The sequence below is a fragment of the Bifidobacterium dentium JCM 1195 = DSM 20436 genome, assembly GCF_001042595.1.
Lineage (GTDB): Bacteria > Actinomycetota > Actinomycetes > Actinomycetales > Bifidobacteriaceae > Bifidobacterium > Bifidobacterium dentium.
Genome location: NZ_AP012326.1, coordinates 1,442,046 through 1,461,292 on the forward strand (window position 1 = coordinate 1,442,046; position 19,247 = coordinate 1,461,292).

Here is a 19,247-nt window from a genome sequence, read left to right on the forward strand (position 1 = left end):
AATCCTTAAATATTGATCTGTGTCGTTGGTTATGTACGTTTGTCTTGACGGATCAGGCGCTTTCGACGGCACCCAACGCCTTCTTGCCGCGGCGAATCAGCGCGAAACGGCCATGCAGGAAATCCTCTTCGCCAAGCGTTTGCTCCTGATCATCCACACGCACGTTATTGAGATATACGCCACCGGATTTGATGGTCTTGCGTGCCTCGGAAATCGACTTGAACAGACCTGCCTTCATACCGGCTTCCGCCACTCGATCGCCCACTGCCGCCGGTGCGAAAATTTTCTCGCCATGCCCGTCTTCGACCTTGAGCCCCTCGATTGCGGCTTCAAGCGTAGCCTCATCGATGCTCGACAAATCCCCGCCGCGCCCGAACAACGCGCCTGCTGCCTCGATGGCCTGATTGGTCGCTTCTTCGCCATGCACAAGGCTGGTGACTTCCCATGCCAAGGTACGCTGCGCCTCACGCGCGCCCGGATTGGTTTCGCTCTCCTTGACCAGTCGCTCGATTTCGGTCTTCGGCAGGAACGTGAACGCCTTAAGCAGGCTTTCCATCTCCACGTCGGGTCGATTGAACCAGAACTGGTAGAACTTGTATGGGCTGAGCATGGTCGCGTCAAGCCATACGGCGTTGCCTTCGGACTTGCCGAACTTCTTGCCTTGCGCATCGGTGATGATCGGGCTGGTGAACACGTTCACATCCACGCCACGCACCTTATGAATCAGGTCAAGGCCGGAAGTGAGGTTACCCCACTGGTCGGAACCACCGATCTCCAGTACGCAATGATATTCGTCGAACAGGTGCAGGAAGTCGTTGCCCTGCAGCACCTGATAGCTGAATTCGGTGAAGGAGATGCCTTCCTCGGAGTTCAGTCGACGGGCCACGGTGTCCTTGGCGAGCATCGTGCCGAGACGGAAATTCTTGCCGACGTCACGCAGGAAGTCGATGACGGTCATGGAAGCAGTCCAATCGTAATTGGACACGAACCGCACCGGATTGTCGCCATCGGTTTCCAGAATGCCGCCGATCTGCTTCTTGAGGCGTTCGGCCCAACCGGCCACGACATCCTTCGGATTAAGCGTACGCTCGCCGGATTGGCGCGGGTCGCCGATCAGACCGGTGGCGCCGCCGACCAACGCGATCGGATGATGACCCGCAGCCTGCAGATGACGCATGTTGATGAGCTGTACCAGATTGCCAATGTGCAGGGAGGCCGCGGTCGGATCGAAACCGCAATAATAGGAAACCGGCTCCCCGTTCAACGCTTCGGCGAGTCGATCCCGGTCGGTGGACTGGGAAATCAACCCGCGCCATTCCAGTTCATCGAGGACGGAATCGAAGCCGGCCTCCTTGAAATCGATGACGTGAGCCATGACTGTTTTTCTCCCTATCGAATTGTGGGTCATTACCGCGCGTTTTGCGCACCCTACAGTTTCGCAGAAGACGACGACAGCCGAATGTGCCGTTTCCACCGGTCATCCCGGCGATTCCCATCCGACCCGCTACAGTGGGTACCAGCCACTCATCGCCGAGAGAGGAGGCCAGTTCATGAACCGTAGGGAAATGAAGGCGCAGGCTAGGCATCAGCTGCGCAGGCAGTATTGGATGATCGTCGTAATCTGCCTGTTCGCCGCGTTTTTCGGAGTCGAATACTCTTCATCGATGTGGGGCATCAACTTCGATCTCTCGTCCTTCACCGTCACCCAGCCCGGTAAGGGCTGGACCGATTCGAATCTGTCCGATGTGTTTCGGGATTTCCTGCTCGGCAAGGAGGATGTCGCCCGCAAACGAGTCGAATTCAATCAGGAACAAATCGTCCGCACCGACACCAACGCCATGTTCGGCAGGTCCCGAGGGTTCTTCGCCTCCCTACTCAATTCGTTCTCATCGGGTGCGGTAATCGTATCCATCGCCGACGCGACGCGTTCCATCGTTCATGATGCCAGAATCGCAGTCATCGTACCGGTCATGGTTTCGATGGCCGTATTCTTATTCGTCTGGCTGTTCATCCAACAGACATACCGCATCGTGATGCGTCGCATGCTGCTTGAGGGACGCATCTATGGCAAAATTCCGGCGAGCCGGTTCCTTTACCCTCTGCATACACGACAATGGCCGCGCATGGCGTGGACCATGTTCGTGAAGAATACCGCTCTGCTGTTATGGTCGCTGACCATCATCGGCGGCATCGTCAAATACTATTCGTATTTTCTGGTGCCTTACATAGTCGCCGAAAACCCGACCATCGGCGCGCGCAAGGCCATCGACCTGTCCCGCCGCATGATGAGGGGACATAAGTGGGAATGCTTCGTGGCGCAGCTGACGTTCCTAGGCTGGTATCTGCTTGACATCGCGACCGTCGGTGTGAGCGGCATATTCTATTCCAACGGATATAGCGCGTCGTTCTTCACCGAATATTATGCATACCTGCGCGCACTCTCCAAGGAGCAAGGCATCGAGGGGACCGAACTGCTATGCGACATTCATCTGTTCGCCAAGGCCGATTCCGAGGAGATTCGGTCGTCTTATGCGGACGTGGCCGAAGCCGTCGACCAAGTACGTTCCACCATGGTCGCTGCCGATAAGCCGTGTGGCTTCACAGGCTTTCTTTCCCAGTGGTTGGGCATTCGCACCATGCATTCCGACCAGGTGGCGCGCTATGAGGAATATCGGGAAGATTCCCGCCAGGTCCGCATCGGTCAGGAAATCCTTGACGGCATAGTCTATCCTGGGCGGCTCGCGCCGGCACCGATGCCGTTTACCTTCCGCGAATCACGTACCATCAGCGCCGATCGCAGCTATTCGTTGGTGAATCTGGCCATGATGTTCTTCATCTTCTGTTTCGTTGGCTGGGTGTGGGAGGTAAGTCTCGCGTTCATTACCGAAGGTGCCTTCGTGAACCGAGGCACCCTGCATGGCCCTTGGCTGCCGATTTATGGCACCGGCGGCATCCTCATCCTGACACTGCTCAAGAGACTGCGTGACAGGCCCATGTTCGAATTCACCACCACCGTGGTGCTGTGCGGTGGTCTGGAGTATTTCTCGTCATGGTATCTGGAGATGATGCACGGCGGCCGGCGCTGGTGGGACTATACCGGCTACTTCCTTAATCTCAATGGCAGGATCTGCGCCGAAGGACTGCTCACATTCGGCCTCGGAGGCTTGGCCATCGTATATCTGCTGGCACCGATGCTTGATAATCTGCTCAACCGGGTTGATGCGAAACGACTTGGGGTCATCGCCGTGCTGCTGTTGATCATCTATTGCGCGGACCAGTTGTACTCCGTAGAACATCCGAACATCGGCGCAGGCATCACCGATTATAAGGATTCCTTGACGGCGCAGGTTTCATGACCGGACGCTACGGATGGGACGTTCATTGGCGTCGACGCAGCATCTCACGCACGGTTTCCATGATTTTGCTGTATTTCGTGGATTCCGTCGATTTCATATGGGGGAAGGCGCTGATCATGCGTCGTTGCTGTCTGTTGAGCATGGACATGGCGCTATTCTGCATCTTGGAGATGACCTCCTGCGATGATTCCGACCAGCCACGTACCTTATCGACGAAGGCGTCCCTACCCCACTGCCAGGAATCACCGGCTTTCTCCGCATAGCTTTGGATGGCATCGCCGAATGCGGACAGACTTTCGCCCAGATCAACGATGCCCATCACGGTGACGCTGGTGTCGATGATGATCAGGATGGTGAATATCGAGCATAGCCAATGTACGACGGGCAACGGAATCATCATCGTCCAAATGGCGACCTGAGGCTGGATGATGTCGATGATGGCCACGCCGGCAATGCCGAATACCAGCGCTCCCGGCAAACAGATACGTCCCTGCAGATTGAAACGGTAGTCACTGTAATCCCACCATCTCGCGTGGAACATCTTCTCCATGGCCCAGGAAGTGACGTATTCGAGTACGCTCGCTCCGATTGCGGAGATCAGGAAAATCATGATCGGATTATGCATATTGTGCAACAATGCGATCGCCAGTGCCGCGCCGGCTCCGTAAATCGGGCACAACGGGCCATTGAGGAAGCCGCGATTCACCAGCCGGCGTTCCATGACGGACACCAGAATCGATTCGTAGATCCAGCCGATGAAACTGTACAGTACGAACCAAAGGAAGAGATGCTCCAGCGCTAACATGCAAAGGTCATTCCCTGCAGTCCGGTTTCCCGGACTTCGGCTTGTTGAATCGTTCCATGGAGAAAGTCTCCCTAGTGGCACTGATCTTGTCGGCCATGGTGACCAGATATCCTTCGATGTATCGTGGCGGCCTCGGGGTCAGGGGGAACATGTGGTTCGCGATGCTGTCGCGTTCGACATGATTGAGACGGAAGTCACGAACGGCGTTGCGTACGGCGGTGTTGCCGTGGGTGAAGCCATGCAGACGATGCTCGCCATTGTCCCAATCATGCCAATCGTAAAGGAAGTAGTCGTGCAGCAGCGCGGCACGGATGAGCGAATGCAGATCGACCCTGTACCACAGGTGCAACCGGTCCGCCATCCACACGGCGAGGCAGGCTACGCGCACCGAATGCGCGAACGTGGTCACCACGCCGTGCTGATAGCAGCTCCTTTCGATCTGCATATGCTCATGTTCGAAAATCTCCCGGCCGTGTCTGTGGACCAGCCGTTGGATCTGTATGCGAGTCAGCATTATTTCAGCAAGGATTCCGGGGTCTTATAAGCCGGGCCATCGCTGACGGAGTTGGCGAAGGCGCGCAGGGATTCCACCGCGGTCTTGGCTGCGACGATCTGCTCGCGTACACGCAACGGAGATGTGCCTCCCTTGCCGTTGCGGGCGGATACGGAACCTTCCGTGGAGAGCACCTCGCGCACCTGCGGTGCCTTGTCTGCCGGCAGGAAATCCTTGAACACCTCAATGAAGTCCTCGTCCGTCAGATCCCATAGTTCCTGACCGCGGTCTTCGGCGATCTTCACACAGGCACCGGAAAGTTCATGCGCGTGGCGGAATGGCACACCGTTCTTGACCAGCCACTCGGCGATGTCGGTGGCAAGGGCGAAACCGGTAGGAGCCTCGGCCTCCAGGCGCTCTGTATTGAAGGTCATGGTACCGATCATGCCGGTGAAGGCAGGTAGCAACACCTCAAGTGTGTCAACCTGGTCGAACACGGCTTCCTTGTCTTCCTGCAGGTCACGGGCGTAGGCCGTCGGCAGACCTTTCAGGGTGGCAAGCAGACCGGTCAGGTCGCCGATAAGTCGTCCGGACTTGCCTCGTGCGAGTTCCGCGATATCAGGATTCTTCTTCTGGGGCATAATCGAGGAACCGGTGGAATAGGCGTCGTCAAGACGGACGAAGGCGAATTCCTGGGTATTCCAGATGATGATTTCTTCGGACAGTCGGCTGATATCGACGCCGGTCATGGCCGCGATGAAAGCGAACTCCGCGACGAGGTCACGACTGGCGGTGCCGTCGATGGAGTTGGCGGTCACCTTGGAGAAACCGAGCTCACGGGCCACCGCCACCGGTTCGAGACCAAGGGTGTTGCCGGCAAGGGCACCGGAACCGTACGGACTGGCATCGATGCGCCCATCCCAATCGGCAAGACGCTCGACATCACGCAGCAACGGCCATACATGCGCCATGAGCTGATGGGCCAGTAGCACCGGCTGGGCATGCTGCATGTGGGTGCGTCCCGGCATGACGGTGCGACCTGCTTTTTCGGACTGCTCGATCAGCGTCGCGGCAAGCCCGAGCAACATCTTGGCGATGACGCGGCTCTGTCGGCGCAGCCACATGCGAATCAGGGCGGCGATTTGGTCGTTCCGCGAACGGCCGGCGCGCAGTTTGCCGCCAAGTTCGTCGCCTGCGATTTCCAGCAGACCGCGCTCCAGTGCGGTAGCCTCGTCCTCGTCATCCTCGATCGGGGCAAAGGCACCGGAGTCAACACGACGCTGCAGCTCATCAAGGGAATCCTCCATGCGCTGCAATTCGTCGGCCGTCAGCAAACCGGCACGGCCGAGGGCACGGGCATGGGCACGCGATCCCGCAATGTCGTCATCGGCCAGACGCCAATCGAACTGCGTGGACTTGCTCAGTCGAGCCAATTCCGGAGATGGGCCGGATGTGAAACGGCCTCCCCACAATGCAAGATGCTCAGTATTGTTTTCAGTCATAGCTACATACCTTACACATAAGGCTCCCACCGATGGAGCTGTCGGCCACAACCGACCGGAGATGACCGCCTTTCGAGGCATTCAGCCATCCTCAGCCACATTGTGCATGACAGCTCCATCGGTGGGAGCCTGAAACCCGATTACTCGACGGTGTTGTCCGGAACTTCGATGCCGTTGCCGAACTTGACATCACGGGTCGCGGCCACACGGCTCGGCAGTCCGTAGATATCGATGAAGCCGTTGGAGGACTTCTGGTCGAAGCTATCGCCGGAATCATAGGTGGCCAGATTGTAGTCATACAGCGAGGTGTCGGAGCGACGACCGGTCACCACTGCACGACCACCATGCAGAATCATGCGAATCTCACCGGAAACGTACTTCTGGGTGTCTTCGATGAAGGCGTTCAGGGACTGCGTCGCCGGGGAGAACCACTGTGCGTCATAGACCAGTTCGGCCCAGCGCTTGTCGATATCGCGCTTGATGCGGTGCTGTTCGCGCTCGAGGCAGCAGTTCTCCAGCTCCTGATGGGCGGTGATCAAGGCCACGGCACCCGGAGCCTCGTATAGCTCGCGGGACTTGATGCCAACCAGACGATCCTCAATCAGGTCGATTCGTCCGATGCCCTGGGCGCCTGCGCGGCGGTTCATCTCTTCGATGGCCTGCAACGGGGTCACATCGTGGCCGTCGATCTTGACCGGCACGCCCTGCTTGAATTCGATGACGACCTCATCCTCGACCGGCGGGAATGCCGGATCGTCGGTGTAGGAGTAGCAATCCTTGGTCGGACCGTTCCACGGATCCTCGAGGAAGCCGGTCTCGATGGCGCGGCCCCATACGTTCTGATCGATGGAGAACGGGCTCTTCTCGGTCTGCACGATAGGCAGCTGGTGCTCCTTGGCGAATGCGATCTCGACATCACGGGTCAGGGACAGATCACGAATCGGGCTGATGGCCTTCAGGGTCGGGTCGATGGAAGCGATGGACACCTCAAAACGCACCTGATCGTTGCCCTTGCCGGTGCAACCATGGGAGATCGTATCGGCTCCGAACTGGTGGGCGGCACGCACAAGATGCTTGGAGATGAGCGGACGGGAGATGGCGGAGACCAGCGGGTACACGCCTTCGTACATGGCGTTGGCCTTCAGGGCCTTCATGCAGTATTCGTCGGCAAACTCGTCACGGGCATCAACCACATAGGCTTCGACGGCGCCACAGGCCAGAGCACGTTGCTTGATGGTTTCAAGGCTTTCGCCGCCCTGACCGACGTCAAGGGACACGGCCACGACATCCTTGCCGGTACGTTCCTTCAGGTATGAAATGGCGACGGAGGTATCCAGACCACCGGAGTACGCCAGTACAAGACGATTCTGATCGCTCATGGTTTCCCTTTCTTGCATCAAATGTTATTCAGCAGTATATGCATTGCTCTGTATATTTATGCATATATGGTGAGTCGTGTCCACTATATGGTTATTCACCCCTTCGACACGACGTCAAGCAGCCATTGCGCACGTTGCTTCGCACCGTGATCATCGGCGCAGATCACCATAACGGTGTCATCTCCGGCGATGGTGCCAAGCACCCCTTCTATCGGTTGCCTGTCGATGACGCTGGCCACATATTGCGCCGCTCCAGAAGGTGTGTGCACTACGACAAGGTTACGTGCGGCCGCCACCGAAGTGACCAGGCCGGATAGCACCCGGCTGATCTGCTGTTCGGCCTTGGCATCCGGATTGGCCGCGGATCCCTCATCGGGCTGCTTCACACCGATGGCATAGGCTACGGTCCCATCGGACAGCCTGGTTTTCGTCGCATGGATCTCGTCCAGATCTCGGCTCAAGGTCGCTTGCGTCACCGCAATCCCCTGATTCGCGAGAATGTCGGACAGTTGGGATTGCGAAGTGACGATACGCGTGAGTAGCGCCTGCTCGATGGCACTCAGTCGAGCGGCACGAGTGGCAGGACGCTGCAACGCGGGGGTGTGATCAGTCATCAGACCAGCAGGCTTTCATCGCCACGGGCCTTGCCAGCCAGCCAAGTCAGCAGCGCCTTCTGCGCGTGCAAACGGTTTCCGGCCTCATCCCAAACCACGGACTGAGCGCCGTCGATGACCTCAGCGGTGACTTCCTTGCCTCGGTAAGCCGGCAGGCAGTGCTGGAAGATCGCATCCGGCTTGGCGAAGGCCATGAGCTCAGCGTTCACCTGATAATCCCAGAAGGGCTTGGAACGAATGGCATACTCGGCTTCCTCACCCATGGAAACCCAGGTATCGGTGAACACGCAGTCGGCATCGGCCACGGCTTCCTTCGGATCGGTGGTCACGAGGATGGATCCGCCGGTTTCGGAGGCAATGGCCTGCGCGTCGGCCACGATTCGCGAATCGGGCAGGTACCCATTCGGACCGGCCACGCGCACGTTCATACCCGCCACGGCACCGCCAAGCAGGTAGGAGTTCGCCATGTTGTTGGCGGCATCTCCCAAGTAGGCAATGGTCTGGTTCTTCAGATTGTCAACGCCGCCACGATGTTCGGCGATGGTTTGGAAATCCGCGAGAATCTGGCATGGGTGGAACTCGTCAGTCAGAGCGTTGACCACCGGATGGGTGGAGTATTCGGCCATCTCCTCGACCCTATCCTGCCCAAACGTGCGCCAGACCACGCCATAGGCCATGCGGTCGAGCACGCGTGCGGTATCGGCGACGGGCTCACCTCGGCCCAGCTGGGAACCGGACTTATCGATGACCAGCGGATAACCACCAAGCTCGGCGACGCCGATGGAGAAGCTGGAACGGGTACGCGTGCTGGGTTTATCGAACAGTACGGCGATGCCCTGCGGACCGGCGAACGGCTGGTGGTAGAAACGATTCTTGTGGAACTTGATGGCCAGTTCCAGCACCTGCTTCTGTTCTCCGTGGTTCAAGTCGTCGTCACGTAGCATGTGGCGCAGTTCCGGGGTTGCCATATGGCCTCCTTTCAAATATTAATCGTTGGGTAGATCGGCGGGAATCCGGGCGAGGATGGATATGGCCCGGTCGACGTCCCGTTCGGTGACGACCAGCGGCGGAGCGAAGCGCAGTGCATTCGGAGCCACGGCATTCACGATGAGACCGTGCTCAAGCGCCCAGTTCATGGCGGCATGGGAACATGGGTGAGACAGTTCCGCCGCATCCAGCAGGCCACGGCCACGCACCGATACGAACAGCGGATTACCGCAGGACATGATGCCGTTGCGCAACTGCTCACCTCGCGCTTCGGCATTCGCCACCAAATGTTCTTGTTCAATGACGTCCAATGTGGCTAAGGCCGCGGAGGCGCCCAAGGGATTGCCCGCAAATGTGGAGCCATGCGAACCGGGGGTGAACAATGCCGAAAGCTTGGCGCCGAAGGCGATCATGCCACCCATCGGGAAGCCGCCGCCCACGCCCTTGGCGAAGGTGACGATATCAGGAATAACTCCGCCGGAAAGATCCTCACGTTGGAAGGCGAACCAGGAGCCGGTACGGCCGATGCCGGTCTGCACCTCATCGATGATGAGCAGGGCACCGTGGTCATCGCACAGTTGGCGTGCCCTCTTCACATAATCGGATCCGACCGGACGCACGCCGGCCTCACCTTGGATTAGTTCCATGATGACCGCCGCGACCGGGCCCTTGCCATGGTGTCCCTGTCCCGTTTCGGCGAAGGCATCCTGCAATGCGCAGGGATCGCCGGCCTCAACGAATTCGATATTCGGGATAAGCGGCTCAAAAGGGGTACGAATGGCCGGTTTCCAGGTTGCGGAAAGCGCGCCCAAAGTACGGCCGTGGAAACCATGGGTCAGGGCGATGATACGTGCCGGCTTTCCTCCGATCGACGGCGATGCGCCCGGCAGGGTGCGACCATACAGTTTGGCAAGCTTCAAAGCCGCCTCATTGCCTTCGGCTCCGGAATTTCCGAAGTACACGTGGGAGCCATCCGGGGCTCCGGCCAGCTCAACGAGCTTGGCCGCAAGCCTGATCTGCGGTTCGGTGGCGAAGTAGTTGCTCACATGCGCGGCCTTGGCCGCCTGTTCGCTGACTGCCTTGACCCACTTCGGGTGGGCGTAGCCGAGCGCATTCACGGCGATGCCCGCCAGAAAATCGAGATACTCATTGCCGTCGACGTCCCAGATGCGGGCGCCTTCGCCATGATCCATCACGCGTAACGGAGTACCGAACACGTTCATATGCACCTGGGAGTATTCCCCCAGCCATTTCGCGTCTTCACTTCCCAACGCTTCCAGTTGTTCAGTTGCCATAAGAGCTCCTCATTTCGACGCCGTCCTCGGGGACGACCATGGTTCCGATGCCGGCGGAGGTAAAAATCTCATTCAGTATAGAATGCGGCTTACGACCATCGATGATGTGGGCACGTGGGACGCCACCATCGAGGGCGCGCACGCAGGCCTCCATCTTCGGACGCATACCGCTTTCCAAATCGGGCAGCATATCGCGCAGGTTCTCCACACCGATGCGCCCGATCAGGGAATCACGATCGGGCCAGTCGGCATACAGTCCATCGACATCGGTGAGAATCACCAGCTTGCTGGCACCCAATGCCGCGGCCAACGCGGCTGCTGCGGAATCGGCATTCACATTCAGCACTTCAGTGGCATCATCCTCATTCGGGGCCACCGAGGAAACCACCGGAATGCGTCCGGCGTTGATCAGATCCTCCACGGCGGAGGCATCGACGCTCACCACATCGCCGACCAGCCCGATATCGGTAGGTTCACCGTCGATCATGGGCTTACGTTGCATGGCGGAGAACAAGGCACCATCCTCACCGGACAGGCCAACCGCGAACGGACCGTGCGAGTTGATCAGTCCGACGAGATCGCGGGAAACCTTGCCCGTCAACACCATGCGTACCACATCCATGGCTTCCGGAGTGGTGACGCGCAGACCACCCTTGAATTCCGATTTGATGCCCAACGCCTTGAGCATCTGGGAAATCTGCGGACCGCCTCCATGCACCACGATCGGATGCAATCCCACCTGACGCAGGAATACCATGTCCTCTGCGAAACACTGTTTGAGGTGGTCATCGATCATTGCGTTGCCGCCATACTTGACGACGATGCGCTGTCCGGCGAATTCCTCGAGCCACGGCAACGCTTCGATCAGCACTTCGGCCTTCTGGTCGGCGCGCAAATCGGTATGCACATCGAAATGGAAACCGGGTCCCTTGAGTTCTGTTGTCATTGCCTGTGTTCAGCTTTCATAGTCAGCATTGATATGCACGTATTCGTGGGTCAGATCGTCGGTCCAGACGCTCGCTTCGGCATCGCCCTCGTTGAGGTCAATGTCAATATGCACCTCACGCGGCGTCATATCGACCTCGGAACGATCACGTCCGGCCCCACCGTTTTCGCAAATACGTACGCCATTGACGTCCACCGTGACCTTTTCGGCATCAAATGGCGCATCCTCCGGGGAAACCGTGCCCAGAGAACTCAGGATTCGTCCCCAGTTCGGATCGTTGCCCGCGATGGCGCACTTCAGCAGATTGGAGGCCGCTACGGCACGGCCGCATGCCAATGCCGCGTCCTCGGTGGTGGCTCCGGTGACCTTGACGCGAATGTCATGGCTCGCACCTTCACCGTCGCCGACGATCTGGCGCGCCAACGATGCGGTGGCCTTGGCCACGAGATCGTTGAACTCGTCCGGATCCGGCTCCACGCCGGAAGCACCAGAGGCCAGCAGCAGCACGGTGTCGTTGGTGGACATGCAGCCATCCACGTCAATACGGTTGAACGACATCTCCACGCCTGCGTTCAGTGCAGCCTGAAGCTGACCTGCATTCACCACGGCATCGGTGGTGATGACGCACAGCATCGTGGCCAGCTGCGGAGCGATCATGCCCGATCCTTTGACCATGCCTCCGACGCGAAAACCGGTGGAGCCTTCCAGCTCGACGGTCTTCGGCTTGGTGTCGGTGGTCATGATCGCATAAGAGGCGTTCTCTCCGGCCTCGACGCTATCGGACAGTGCGGCGAATGCGGCCTCCGTACCGGAAAGTACGTGGTCGAGAGGCAACAGTTCGCCGATAAGGCCGGTGGAGCATACCGCGACATCGTTTGCGGATGCGCCCAGCAGCTCGGCGACCTTTTCAGCAGTGGCTTGGGACTGCTCATAGCCCGGCTTGCCGGTGCAGGCATTGGCTCCGCCCGAATTGAGAATCACCGCTTTGACATGGCCATCGGCAACGACCTTGCGGGACCACTGCACCGGAGCCGCACAGAAACGGTTCGTCGTGAATACGGCAGCCGCCGCATCCAACGGACCGTTGTTGACCACCAAGGCCATATCCTTCTTACCCTCGACGGCGGAAATGCCAGCAGCCACACCGGCCGCGGAGAATCCTTGTGCAAACGTTACACTCATGGTGCCACTCCAATCTTCGTAAGTCCTGCGTCTTCAGGAAGTCCCAATGCCACATTCAACGACTGCACGGCCTGTCCGGCAGTGCCTCGGTTGAGGTTGTCAATGGCCGCAAACGCCAGCAGACGACCGGCATTATGATCGACGGCCACTTGGATGTGGGCCGCATTCGAGCCAATGATGTTGGCAGTGGCCGGCATCACGCCTTCCGGCAACACCACCATGAAATCCTGCCCTGCATAGGCGTCGAGCCATACCTGTCGGATTTCGGCATCGCTCATGCCCAACGCCTTGTCGGTGAGTCTGGCGGAAACGGATGCGAGGATGCCTCGTGCCATCGGCACCAGAATCGGCGTGAATCCAAGCGTGAACCCTTCAGCCGCGGAAGCTTGCTTACCGGCAGCATGAGCAAAGTTCTGCAGAATCTCGGGAATGTGACGATGCGTGCCGCCCACGGAATACGGCAGAGCCGATCCGAACGCCTCGGCGGCCAGCAGATTGGTGCGCTTGAGATTCTTGCCGGCACCGGAGTAGCCGACCACCAGATCGGCCACGATGTCTTTCGGCTCGATCAGGCCCTGGGCCACGCCCGGCTGCAGAGCCAATGTGGTGGCGGTCACGTTACAACCCGGCCCCGCGATGCGTTTGGATCCCGGGAGGGCCTCGCGCTGACGAACGTACGAGCCATCGGCCGAAGTACCGGTGATGAGTTCCGGCATGCCATAGGTCCAATGCTCGTAGAAATCACCGCCATAGAACTCGTCCCACGCCGAGCGCTCCTCGAGTCGGTGATCGGCGCCCAGATCCACCACCACGGCATTCGCGTCAAGCTTGGAGGCCAATGCCCCGGAAGCGCCATGCGGCAATGCGAGAATGATTACATCATGCCCATTAAGCACTTCGGGGGTGGTGTCCTCCACCACCAGATCGGCCAATTGCGGAATATGGGGCATGTGCTTGCCGAGCTTGTCCCCCACCGAGGAATGTCCGGCGACGCATGTCACCTCGAAATTCGGATGGGCGGCGAGTATACGGAGCGCCTCACCCCCCGCATACCCGGTCGCACCGGCCACGGCTACCGTATATTTGGCCATGTCACGTCTCTTTTCCTTGACTCACTGAAACACCCCCAGCATACACTTTATGCAGTACATTGCATAATTATGCATCCGAAATGTGTCGGATAGTGGTCATCGTGATGTGCCAGCATGGACGGCACGGCAACGGTCAGGCAGACAGCGAACCGGATTCCGACGAGCCTGAACCGCCGCCAAGCATATGCTGCAGCAGCTGATCATAAAGCTCGGTGGAAGAGATGCCGTGCACAGCCATCCAGATCACGCCGATGGTGTAGAGCACGTTGATTACCAATGCGGCTACGCCCAGCCAGAATCCTTTCATATGGAAGGTCTTGGTACGCCACATGGCCACGCCGCCCATCAGTGCGGGCACCACCGGTACCGGCAGAAGGATGGTGAACACCAGCGAAAGAATCGCATAGGAATCCCAATGCCCATACAGCGGGTTCTGATTGGGATCGTTCAGATCGATGTTGCCCCGCATTCGCGGCTGCCGTCCGCTCGGCGCCTGTTGATCGTACTGCTGCTGCGGGTTACCGTTCCAGCCATAGGGATTGTTCTGATACGGATTCTGGTTCTGGTACGGATTGCCCGGCTGGCCGCCATACTGCTGCGAATACGGATAGCCTGCGGGAGTAGGTTGTTGAGGCTGCCGAACCTCGGCGCCCTGCTGGTTGGAGGAATTCGTCTCGATTTCCGGCGCACCATAGACGTAGGGATTGTATCCGGAAGGGTATTGGTTGGCCATTGCACCATATTCCGGCTGGGCATACTGTCCGTATTGAGGCGTGTTCGAACCTTCGGAAGACGACGAAACCGGAGCGGCACCGGCCGTCCCCTGACGTTCATCGGGATTGTTCGGCTGATATTGCTCCGGTTCGTTCATCGTTATCCTCTTATCTATCGTTGCTCGAAACGTCAGGCGCGCAACTGTGCGCCCAATTTGCTTGCCTCGTCAACAATACGCTTGCGAATCGCCTCACTGTCTTCGGAAGTCAGCGTCTTATCCGGAGCGCGGAATGTGACTGCATAGGCCAGGGACTTCACGCCTTCGCCCAGTTGGTCGCCGGTAAACACGTCGAACAGCTTGATGTCTTCAAGACTATCGCCTGCGGCCTCGGCGATGACCTGCTGCAACGCGGCGGCGGTGACATCGTTCGGCACGGTGAAGGCCAGATCCTGCTTGACCGGAGGGAAGGTGGAAATCGGCTTGGCCTGCACCGGCTTGCCACTTAGGGTGGCGAACAACGCAGTCAGGTCAAGTTCGAAAGCCGCGGAATGCGCAGGCAAGCCCAGCGCTTCGTTCACATGCGGATGCAGTTCGCCGACCATACCGACAAAAGCATCGCCGGCCATCACGCGAGCGGCACGGCCCGGATGCCATTGCGCCGGAACATCCTCGGCCTTCGGCTGATCCAACGTAAGGCCAGCGCCAATACGATCGGAAATACGGTGCACGGCTTCAACGGCATCGCTCCAATCCACCGCACGACGTTCACCCAACCAACCGGTGTCGACGGCATTGCCGGTCAGGATGCCCGCGACATGCATCGGCTGATCCGGTAGGCCTGCGTCGAGCGCCGCCAACTGTTCGTCGGTCGGACGCACCGCGCCGGGCAACGCCGGGATGGCCGGCGCGTTCGGATCCCACAGATACACATGGCCGATTTCATACAGCGACACGTTCTCCACACCACGACGCAGATTGCGCTGTACGGTCTGGGCCAAAGTCGGCATGATGGCGCGGCGCAGGAACGGGCGGTCGCCGGCAAGCGGATTGGCGATCTCGACGCTGACCTTCTTGATCTCATCCTTGTCGTAGGCGAAGTACTTGTAGTCCTCGTCACCCACGAACGGGTAGCTCAACGTCTCGACCATGCCGTATTCCGCAAGCTCGTCGGCAATCTGGCGCTTACGCAGCTGTTCGGCAGTCAGTCCGACCTTACCTTCGACGGGAGCCGGCGGCACGGTGACAGGAATTTCATCGTAGCCAACCAGACGCGCCACTTCCTCCACCAGGTCGCACGGCTCATTGAGATCCGGACGCCAACTCGGCGCAGTTACGGAAAATTCGCCATTGCCGCCACCTGCGACGGAGCAGCCAATGTCGGTCAGGATGCCGCTGATGGTGTTCACGTCAGTGTCGAGACCCGCCACGCGAGCCACCTCGGTGGCTTTGAAATGGATGGTGCGCGCAGGGGTGACGGTGTTGACATCGGTGGGATGTTCGCTCGGCTCGCCATTGCCGTACTTGACCATGAGCTCGGCGGCCATCTGTGCGGCGGCCGGCTGCAGCTGATCGTCCACGCCACGTTCAAAACGGCGGGATGCCTCGGATGGAATCTTGTGGCGACGTGCGGAACGTGCAATCGACACCTGATCGAAATGCGCGGATTCAAGCAGGATGTTCTTGGTCTCGGCGGTCACCTCACCGTATAGGCCACCCATCACGCCGGCGATGCCGAGGATGCGTGAGCCATGCTCGCCATTGGGCGAATCGGTGATAAGCAGATCTTCCACGCTCAGGTCATGCTTCTTGCCGTCCAGCGTGGTCAGGGTCTCGCCCTCGACAGCACGCCGAACCACGATCGGGCCTTCGATTTTGTCGAGATCATAGGCGTGCATCGGCTGACCGAGGTCGAGCATCACGTAGTTGGTGACGTCCACAGCCAAGGAAATGGAGCGCATGCCCGCACGGGTCAGGCGACGGCGCATCCAATTCGGAGTGTGGCTTGCAGGGTCGAAGCCATGCACCGCACGGGCGTAGTATCGGTCGCAACCAATTACGCCGTGAATCGGGTTGTTGTCTTCGACGATCACCTCGATGTCGGTCTTCGTACCCTCCGGCAGGCCTTGGGTGACCGGCGCCTTTCCGTTCAATGCCACTGCCGGATCGACATAGGCCGCTCCGGTGGAGTGGTGATATTCACGGGCCACGCCGCGGTAGGAGAACGCATAGCCGCGATCCGGGGTGATGTTGATCTCCAGCAACGGCTCGTCCAAGTGCAGCAGGTGCATGGCGTCGTCGCCCGGCTTGAGCGCCTCGTACTCCTCCGGAGTGAAGCCGTACTTGCGAAGCAGGATGATACCGTCATGATTGTCGCCGAGGCCCAGTTCTCGCTCGGAAGCGCACATGCCGTTGGAGATGTGGCCGTAAGTCTTGCGCGGTTCGATCTTGAAATCGCCCGGCAGCACTGCGCCCGGCAGGGTCACGACGACCTTCTCGCCCGCGGCCATGTTCGGCGCACCGCAGATGATGCCACGCGGTACTTTGTTGCCGTTCTCGTCGGTCTCGTTATATTCGTCGCCGACGTCGACGTGGCACCAGTTGATGATCTTGCCGTTCTTCTGTGGTTCCGGGGTGGCGTCAACCACGTAGCCGACCACGATAGGTCCGACGAGCTGGGATGTGTGAATCTCCTCCTCTTCGAGACCGACCTTCACCAGATCCTTGGCAAGCTGTTCATAGGTAAGGCCTTCCGGAACCTCGACGTGGTCCTTGAGCCAATCAATATCTACCATTGGCATGGGTCAATCACTCCCCCATCACAAACTGTTCGCTGAATCGCACGTCACCTTCGACCAGGTCGTGCATGTCATTGATGTCATGGCGCAGCAGCAACGTACGCTCCACGCCGACGCCGAAGGCAAAGCCCGTATAGACTTCCGGGTCGAGGCCGGCGGACTTGAGCACGTTCGGGTTGACCATACCGCAGCCACCCCATTCGAGCCAGCCCGCACCACCCTTCTTGTCAGGGAACCACAGGTCGAGTTCGGCGCTCGGCTCGGTGAATGGGAAGTAGCTCGGACGCAGGCGGGTCTTGGCTTCGGGACCGAACATGGCCACGGCAAGCTTGTCAAGCACGCCCTTCAAATCAGCCATCGTCAGATGCTTGTCAACGGCGAGGGCCTCGACCTGATGGAACACAGGGGTGTGGGTGGCGTCAAGCTCATCGGTGCGGAACACACGGCCCGGGCAAGCGATGTACAGCGGCACGCCGCGGGTGAGAAGACCTCGTACCTGGTCGGAGGAGGTCTGAGTGCGCAGCACCATGTTGGAACCGACGAATCCAGCGGCATCCTTGGCCTGGTTGCCCTTGACATAGAAGGTATCCTGCATCTGGCGCGCCGGATGGTCCGGACCAAAATTCAGGGCGTCGAAGTCATACCACTCGGTCTCAACCTCCGGACCGTCGGAAATCTGCCAGCCCATGGAGATGAAGAAGTCCTCGACGTCTTCCATCAGCTTCGGCAACGGATGACGCGCGCCAAGCGGCTTGCGGTTGACGGGCAGGGTCATATCCACGGTTTCGGAAGCCAGCGCACGGGCCTCCTCCTCGGCCTTGACCTGCTGCTCCTTGGTGCCGTACGCACGACCGAAGTCAGCGCGCAGTTTACCCATGACCTTGCCGGCTTCCTTCTTCTGATCCTTCGGTAGCGCACCGATGGCCTTGCTGGCCTGCGTCATCGCGGAATCCGCGCCGGCGTATTGCGTCTTGATGGCTTTCAATTCCTCCATACTGGAGGCGTTTTCGATTTTCGCGATGCCCTCGGAAACCGCATCGGTCACCGCTTGGGCGTCGAACACCGCACCTTCTGCCACGAGATACCTTTCTAATTTCCCGTTTGTTTTACGCGAAAAACGCGCAATTTCAACGTTTTCCGACTTCACATTCTTTCAACATGACTCGACATAGCCAAGCTCAGCAGCATCACCGCCGCGCTGGTGCCGAGGTTCAGGGACTCCGCCTTGCCGTAAATCGGAATCGACACGATTCGGTCGGTCCGATCCAGCACTTCGCGAGTAAGTCCTCGCGCCTCATTGCCGAAGATCATCGTCTTGGCACCGGCCAGCGTGGATGGCTCGGCAAGCACATCGGTCAGCGGTTCCGGGGGCCTGGAGTCCGTGCCGTACACATCCGCCGCGTATATGGCGAGATTCCGCTCGTCGCACCAAGCGAAAAACGCCTCCGTACCCATGGTGAGTACCGGCAGATGGAACAATGAGCCCGCAGTGGAGCGAATCACCTTCGGGTTGAAGATGTCCACGCATTCGTCGACGAACACCACGGCCGCACAGCCGGCGGCATCCGCGGAACGGATCACGGTTCCGGCGTTGCCCGGATCGCGAACCTGCCAGAACGCAGCGACCATGGCATTGTCGCCAAAGGATTCCACGTTTCCGGCGGCGTCCAGAAATCCTTGCATGTCGGCCACGGCGAGCACGCCTTGCGCATCGGAGCTCATATGCCGCATCACCGCATGCGTCACCTTGTGGACATAGGCACCGGCCTGCATGGCCTTGCCTGCCATCTGCGCCACCGTATCGGTCAGGAACGGAGCGTCGGGTTCGGTGCCGATCGCCTCCACATACAGATCCCGCACGATGTCGGGATGCCAGGTCAGCAGCTCGCGTACCGATTGAGGCCCCTCCACCAGGAAGCGGCCGGCACGTTTTCGCCCCTTGCGCTCCGCAAGTTCGGCGACGCGTCGGATGCGTTCCGCCTTGGGATTCGCGATGACTTCGGTTTTAATAGGCATACGCGTTAGCCTAACACCATTGTTCCGCCGTACACCCCGTCATGTCGTATTGAGATTCAGTAAACATTCAG

General features: G+C 59.2%; 16 protein-coding genes. 1 reads left to right on the plus strand and 15 read right to left on the minus strand.

Annotated features, from left to right (window positions below; translation table 11 throughout):
* Nucleotides 1-52: 52 nt before the first annotated feature.
* Entirely contained in the window at nt 53-1,375 is a 1,323-nt protein-coding gene (tyrS, locus tag BBDE_RS06250) for a tyrosine--tRNA ligase (RefSeq protein WP_003839897.1), read from the minus strand.
* A 175-nt stretch (nt 1,376-1,550) separates the two neighbouring features.
* Here tyrS and BBDE_RS06255 point away from each other — a divergent pair, with 175 nt between their 5' ends.
* A complete protein-coding gene (locus BBDE_RS06255) occupies nt 1,551-3,356 on the plus strand; it encodes a DUF975 family protein (RefSeq protein ID WP_228369675.1) in 1,806 nt (601 codons plus the stop codon).
* Between the two features lie 22 nt (nt 3,357-3,378).
* On the opposite strand, the gene BBDE_RS06260 is transcribed toward BBDE_RS06255, so the two are convergent.
* From BBDE_RS06260 to BBDE_RS06325, 14 genes are all read right to left on the minus strand, one after another.
* A complete protein-coding gene (locus BBDE_RS06260; RefSeq protein WP_003839895.1) occupies nt 3,379-4,161 on the minus strand; it encodes a putative ABC transporter permease in 783 nt (260 codons plus the stop codon).
* A 7-nt stretch (nt 4,162-4,168) separates the two neighbouring features.
* The gene (locus BBDE_RS06265; RefSeq protein WP_003839894.1) at nt 4,169-4,675 is read right to left on the minus strand and encodes an HD domain-containing protein; all 507 of its coding nucleotides are present in this window, start codon (nt 4,673-4,675) and stop codon (nt 4,169-4,171) included.
* Nucleotides 4,675-6,156: an argininosuccinate lyase gene (argH, locus tag BBDE_RS06270; protein WP_003839892.1), complete on the minus strand. Its 1,482-nt coding sequence runs from the start codon at nt 6,154-6,156 to the stop codon at nt 4,675-4,677. Before argH ends, BBDE_RS06265 begins: the two co-directional genes overlap by 1 nt.
* Nucleotides 6,157-6,296: 140 nt before the next feature.
* Nucleotides 6,297-7,553 carry an argininosuccinate synthase gene (locus BBDE_RS06275; protein WP_187287356.1) on the minus strand — a complete coding sequence of 419 codons (1,257 nt, stop codon included), beginning with the start codon at nt 7,551-7,553 and terminating at the stop codon, nt 6,297-6,299.
* A 77-nt stretch (nt 7,554-7,630) separates the two neighbouring features.
* On the minus strand, nt 7,631-8,149 hold the full coding sequence (argR, locus tag BBDE_RS06280) for an arginine repressor (RefSeq protein ID WP_003841604.1): 519 nt from the start codon (nt 8,147-8,149) through the stop codon (nt 7,631-7,633).
* Complete coding sequence (gene argF / locus BBDE_RS06285) at nt 8,149-9,117, minus strand: ornithine carbamoyltransferase (RefSeq protein ID WP_003839887.1); 969 nt, start codon at nt 9,115-9,117, stop codon at nt 8,149-8,151. Before argF ends, argR begins: the two co-directional genes overlap by 1 nt.
* A gap of 18 nt (nt 9,118-9,135) precedes the next feature.
* Entirely contained in the window at nt 9,136-10,431 is a 1,296-nt protein-coding gene (locus tag BBDE_RS06290; RefSeq protein WP_003839885.1) for an acetylornithine transaminase, read from the minus strand.
* Complete coding sequence (gene argB, locus BBDE_RS06295; protein WP_003839883.1) at nt 10,421-11,377, minus strand: acetylglutamate kinase; 957 nt, start codon at nt 11,375-11,377, stop codon at nt 10,421-10,423. Before argB ends, BBDE_RS06290 begins: the two co-directional genes overlap by 11 nt.
* 9 nt (nt 11,378-11,386) lie before the next feature.
* Complete coding sequence (gene argJ / locus BBDE_RS06300; protein ID WP_003839881.1) at nt 11,387-12,559, minus strand: bifunctional glutamate N-acetyltransferase/amino-acid acetyltransferase ArgJ; 1,173 nt, start codon at nt 12,557-12,559, stop codon at nt 11,387-11,389.
* The gene (gene argC, locus BBDE_RS06305) at nt 12,556-13,650 is read right to left on the minus strand and encodes an N-acetyl-gamma-glutamyl-phosphate reductase (protein WP_003839879.1); all 1,095 of its coding nucleotides are present in this window, start codon (nt 13,648-13,650) and stop codon (nt 12,556-12,558) included. Before argC ends, argJ begins: the two co-directional genes overlap by 4 nt.
* Before the next feature lie 133 nt (nt 13,651-13,783).
* The gene (locus BBDE_RS06310; RefSeq protein ID WP_003839877.1) at nt 13,784-14,521 is read right to left on the minus strand and encodes a hypothetical protein; all 738 of its coding nucleotides are present in this window, start codon (nt 14,519-14,521) and stop codon (nt 13,784-13,786) included.
* Between the two features lie 32 nt (nt 14,522-14,553).
* The gene (gene pheT, locus BBDE_RS06315; RefSeq protein ID WP_126622067.1) at nt 14,554-17,163 is read right to left on the minus strand and encodes a phenylalanine--tRNA ligase subunit beta; all 2,610 of its coding nucleotides are present in this window, start codon (nt 17,161-17,163) and stop codon (nt 14,554-14,556) included.
* Between the two features lie 7 nt (nt 17,164-17,170).
* Nucleotides 17,171-18,238 (minus strand): phenylalanine--tRNA ligase subunit alpha, encoded by a 1,068-nt coding sequence (pheS, locus tag BBDE_RS06320; protein ID WP_012902218.1) that lies wholly within the window; start codon nt 18,236-18,238, stop codon nt 17,171-17,173.
* Nucleotides 18,239-18,303: 65 nt separating this feature from the next.
* A complete protein-coding gene (locus BBDE_RS06325; protein WP_003839872.1) occupies nt 18,304-19,176 on the minus strand; it encodes a TrmH family RNA methyltransferase in 873 nt (290 codons plus the stop codon).
* Between the last annotated feature and the right edge of the window lie 71 nt (nt 19,177-19,247).

Coding starts and splice junctions, on each gene's coding strand:
- BBDE_RS06255 (WP_228369675.1), top strand. CDS start 1,551: ATGAACCGTAGGGAAATGAAGGCGCAGGCTAGGCATCAGCTGCGCAGG.
- argB (WP_003839883.1), bottom strand. CDS start 11,377: ATGACAACAGAACTCAAGGGACCCGGTTTCCATTTCGATGTGCATACC.
- argJ (WP_003839881.1), bottom strand. CDS start 12,559: ATGAGTGTAACGTTTGCACAAGGATTCTCCGCGGCCGGTGTGGCTGCT.
- argR (WP_003841604.1), bottom strand. CDS start 8,149: ATGACTGATCACACCCCCGCGTTGCAGCGTCCTGCCACTCGTGCCGCT.
- BBDE_RS06275 (WP_187287356.1), bottom strand. CDS start 7,553: ATGCAAGAAAGGGAAACCATGAGCGATCAGAATCGTCTTGTACTGGCG.
- argF (WP_003839887.1), bottom strand. CDS start 9,117: ATGGCAACCCCGGAACTGCGCCACATGCTACGTGACGACGACTTGAAC.
- BBDE_RS06325 (WP_003839872.1), bottom strand. CDS start 19,176: ATGCCTATTAAAACCGAAGTCATCGCGAATCCCAAGGCGGAACGCATC.
- BBDE_RS06260 (WP_003839895.1), bottom strand. CDS start 4,161: ATGTTAGCGCTGGAGCATCTCTTCCTTTGGTTCGTACTGTACAGTTTC.
- tyrS (WP_003839897.1), bottom strand. CDS start 1,375: ATGGCTCACGTCATCGATTTCAAGGAGGCCGGCTTCGATTCCGTCCTC.
- BBDE_RS06290 (WP_003839885.1), bottom strand. CDS start 10,431: ATGGCAACTGAACAACTGGAAGCGTTGGGAAGTGAAGACGCGAAATGG.
- BBDE_RS06265 (WP_003839894.1), bottom strand. CDS start 4,675: ATGCTGACTCGCATACAGATCCAACGGCTGGTCCACAGACACGGCCGG.
- argC (WP_003839879.1), bottom strand. CDS start 13,650: ATGGCCAAATATACGGTAGCCGTGGCCGGTGCGACCGGGTATGCGGGG.
- pheT (WP_126622067.1), bottom strand. CDS start 17,163: ATGCCAATGGTAGATATTGATTGGCTCAAGGACCACGTCGAGGTTCCG.
- argH (WP_003839892.1), bottom strand. CDS start 6,156: ATGACTGAAAACAATACTGAGCATCTTGCATTGTGGGGAGGCCGTTTC.
- BBDE_RS06310 (WP_003839877.1), bottom strand. CDS start 14,521: ATGAACGAACCGGAGCAATATCAGCCGAACAATCCCGATGAACGTCAG.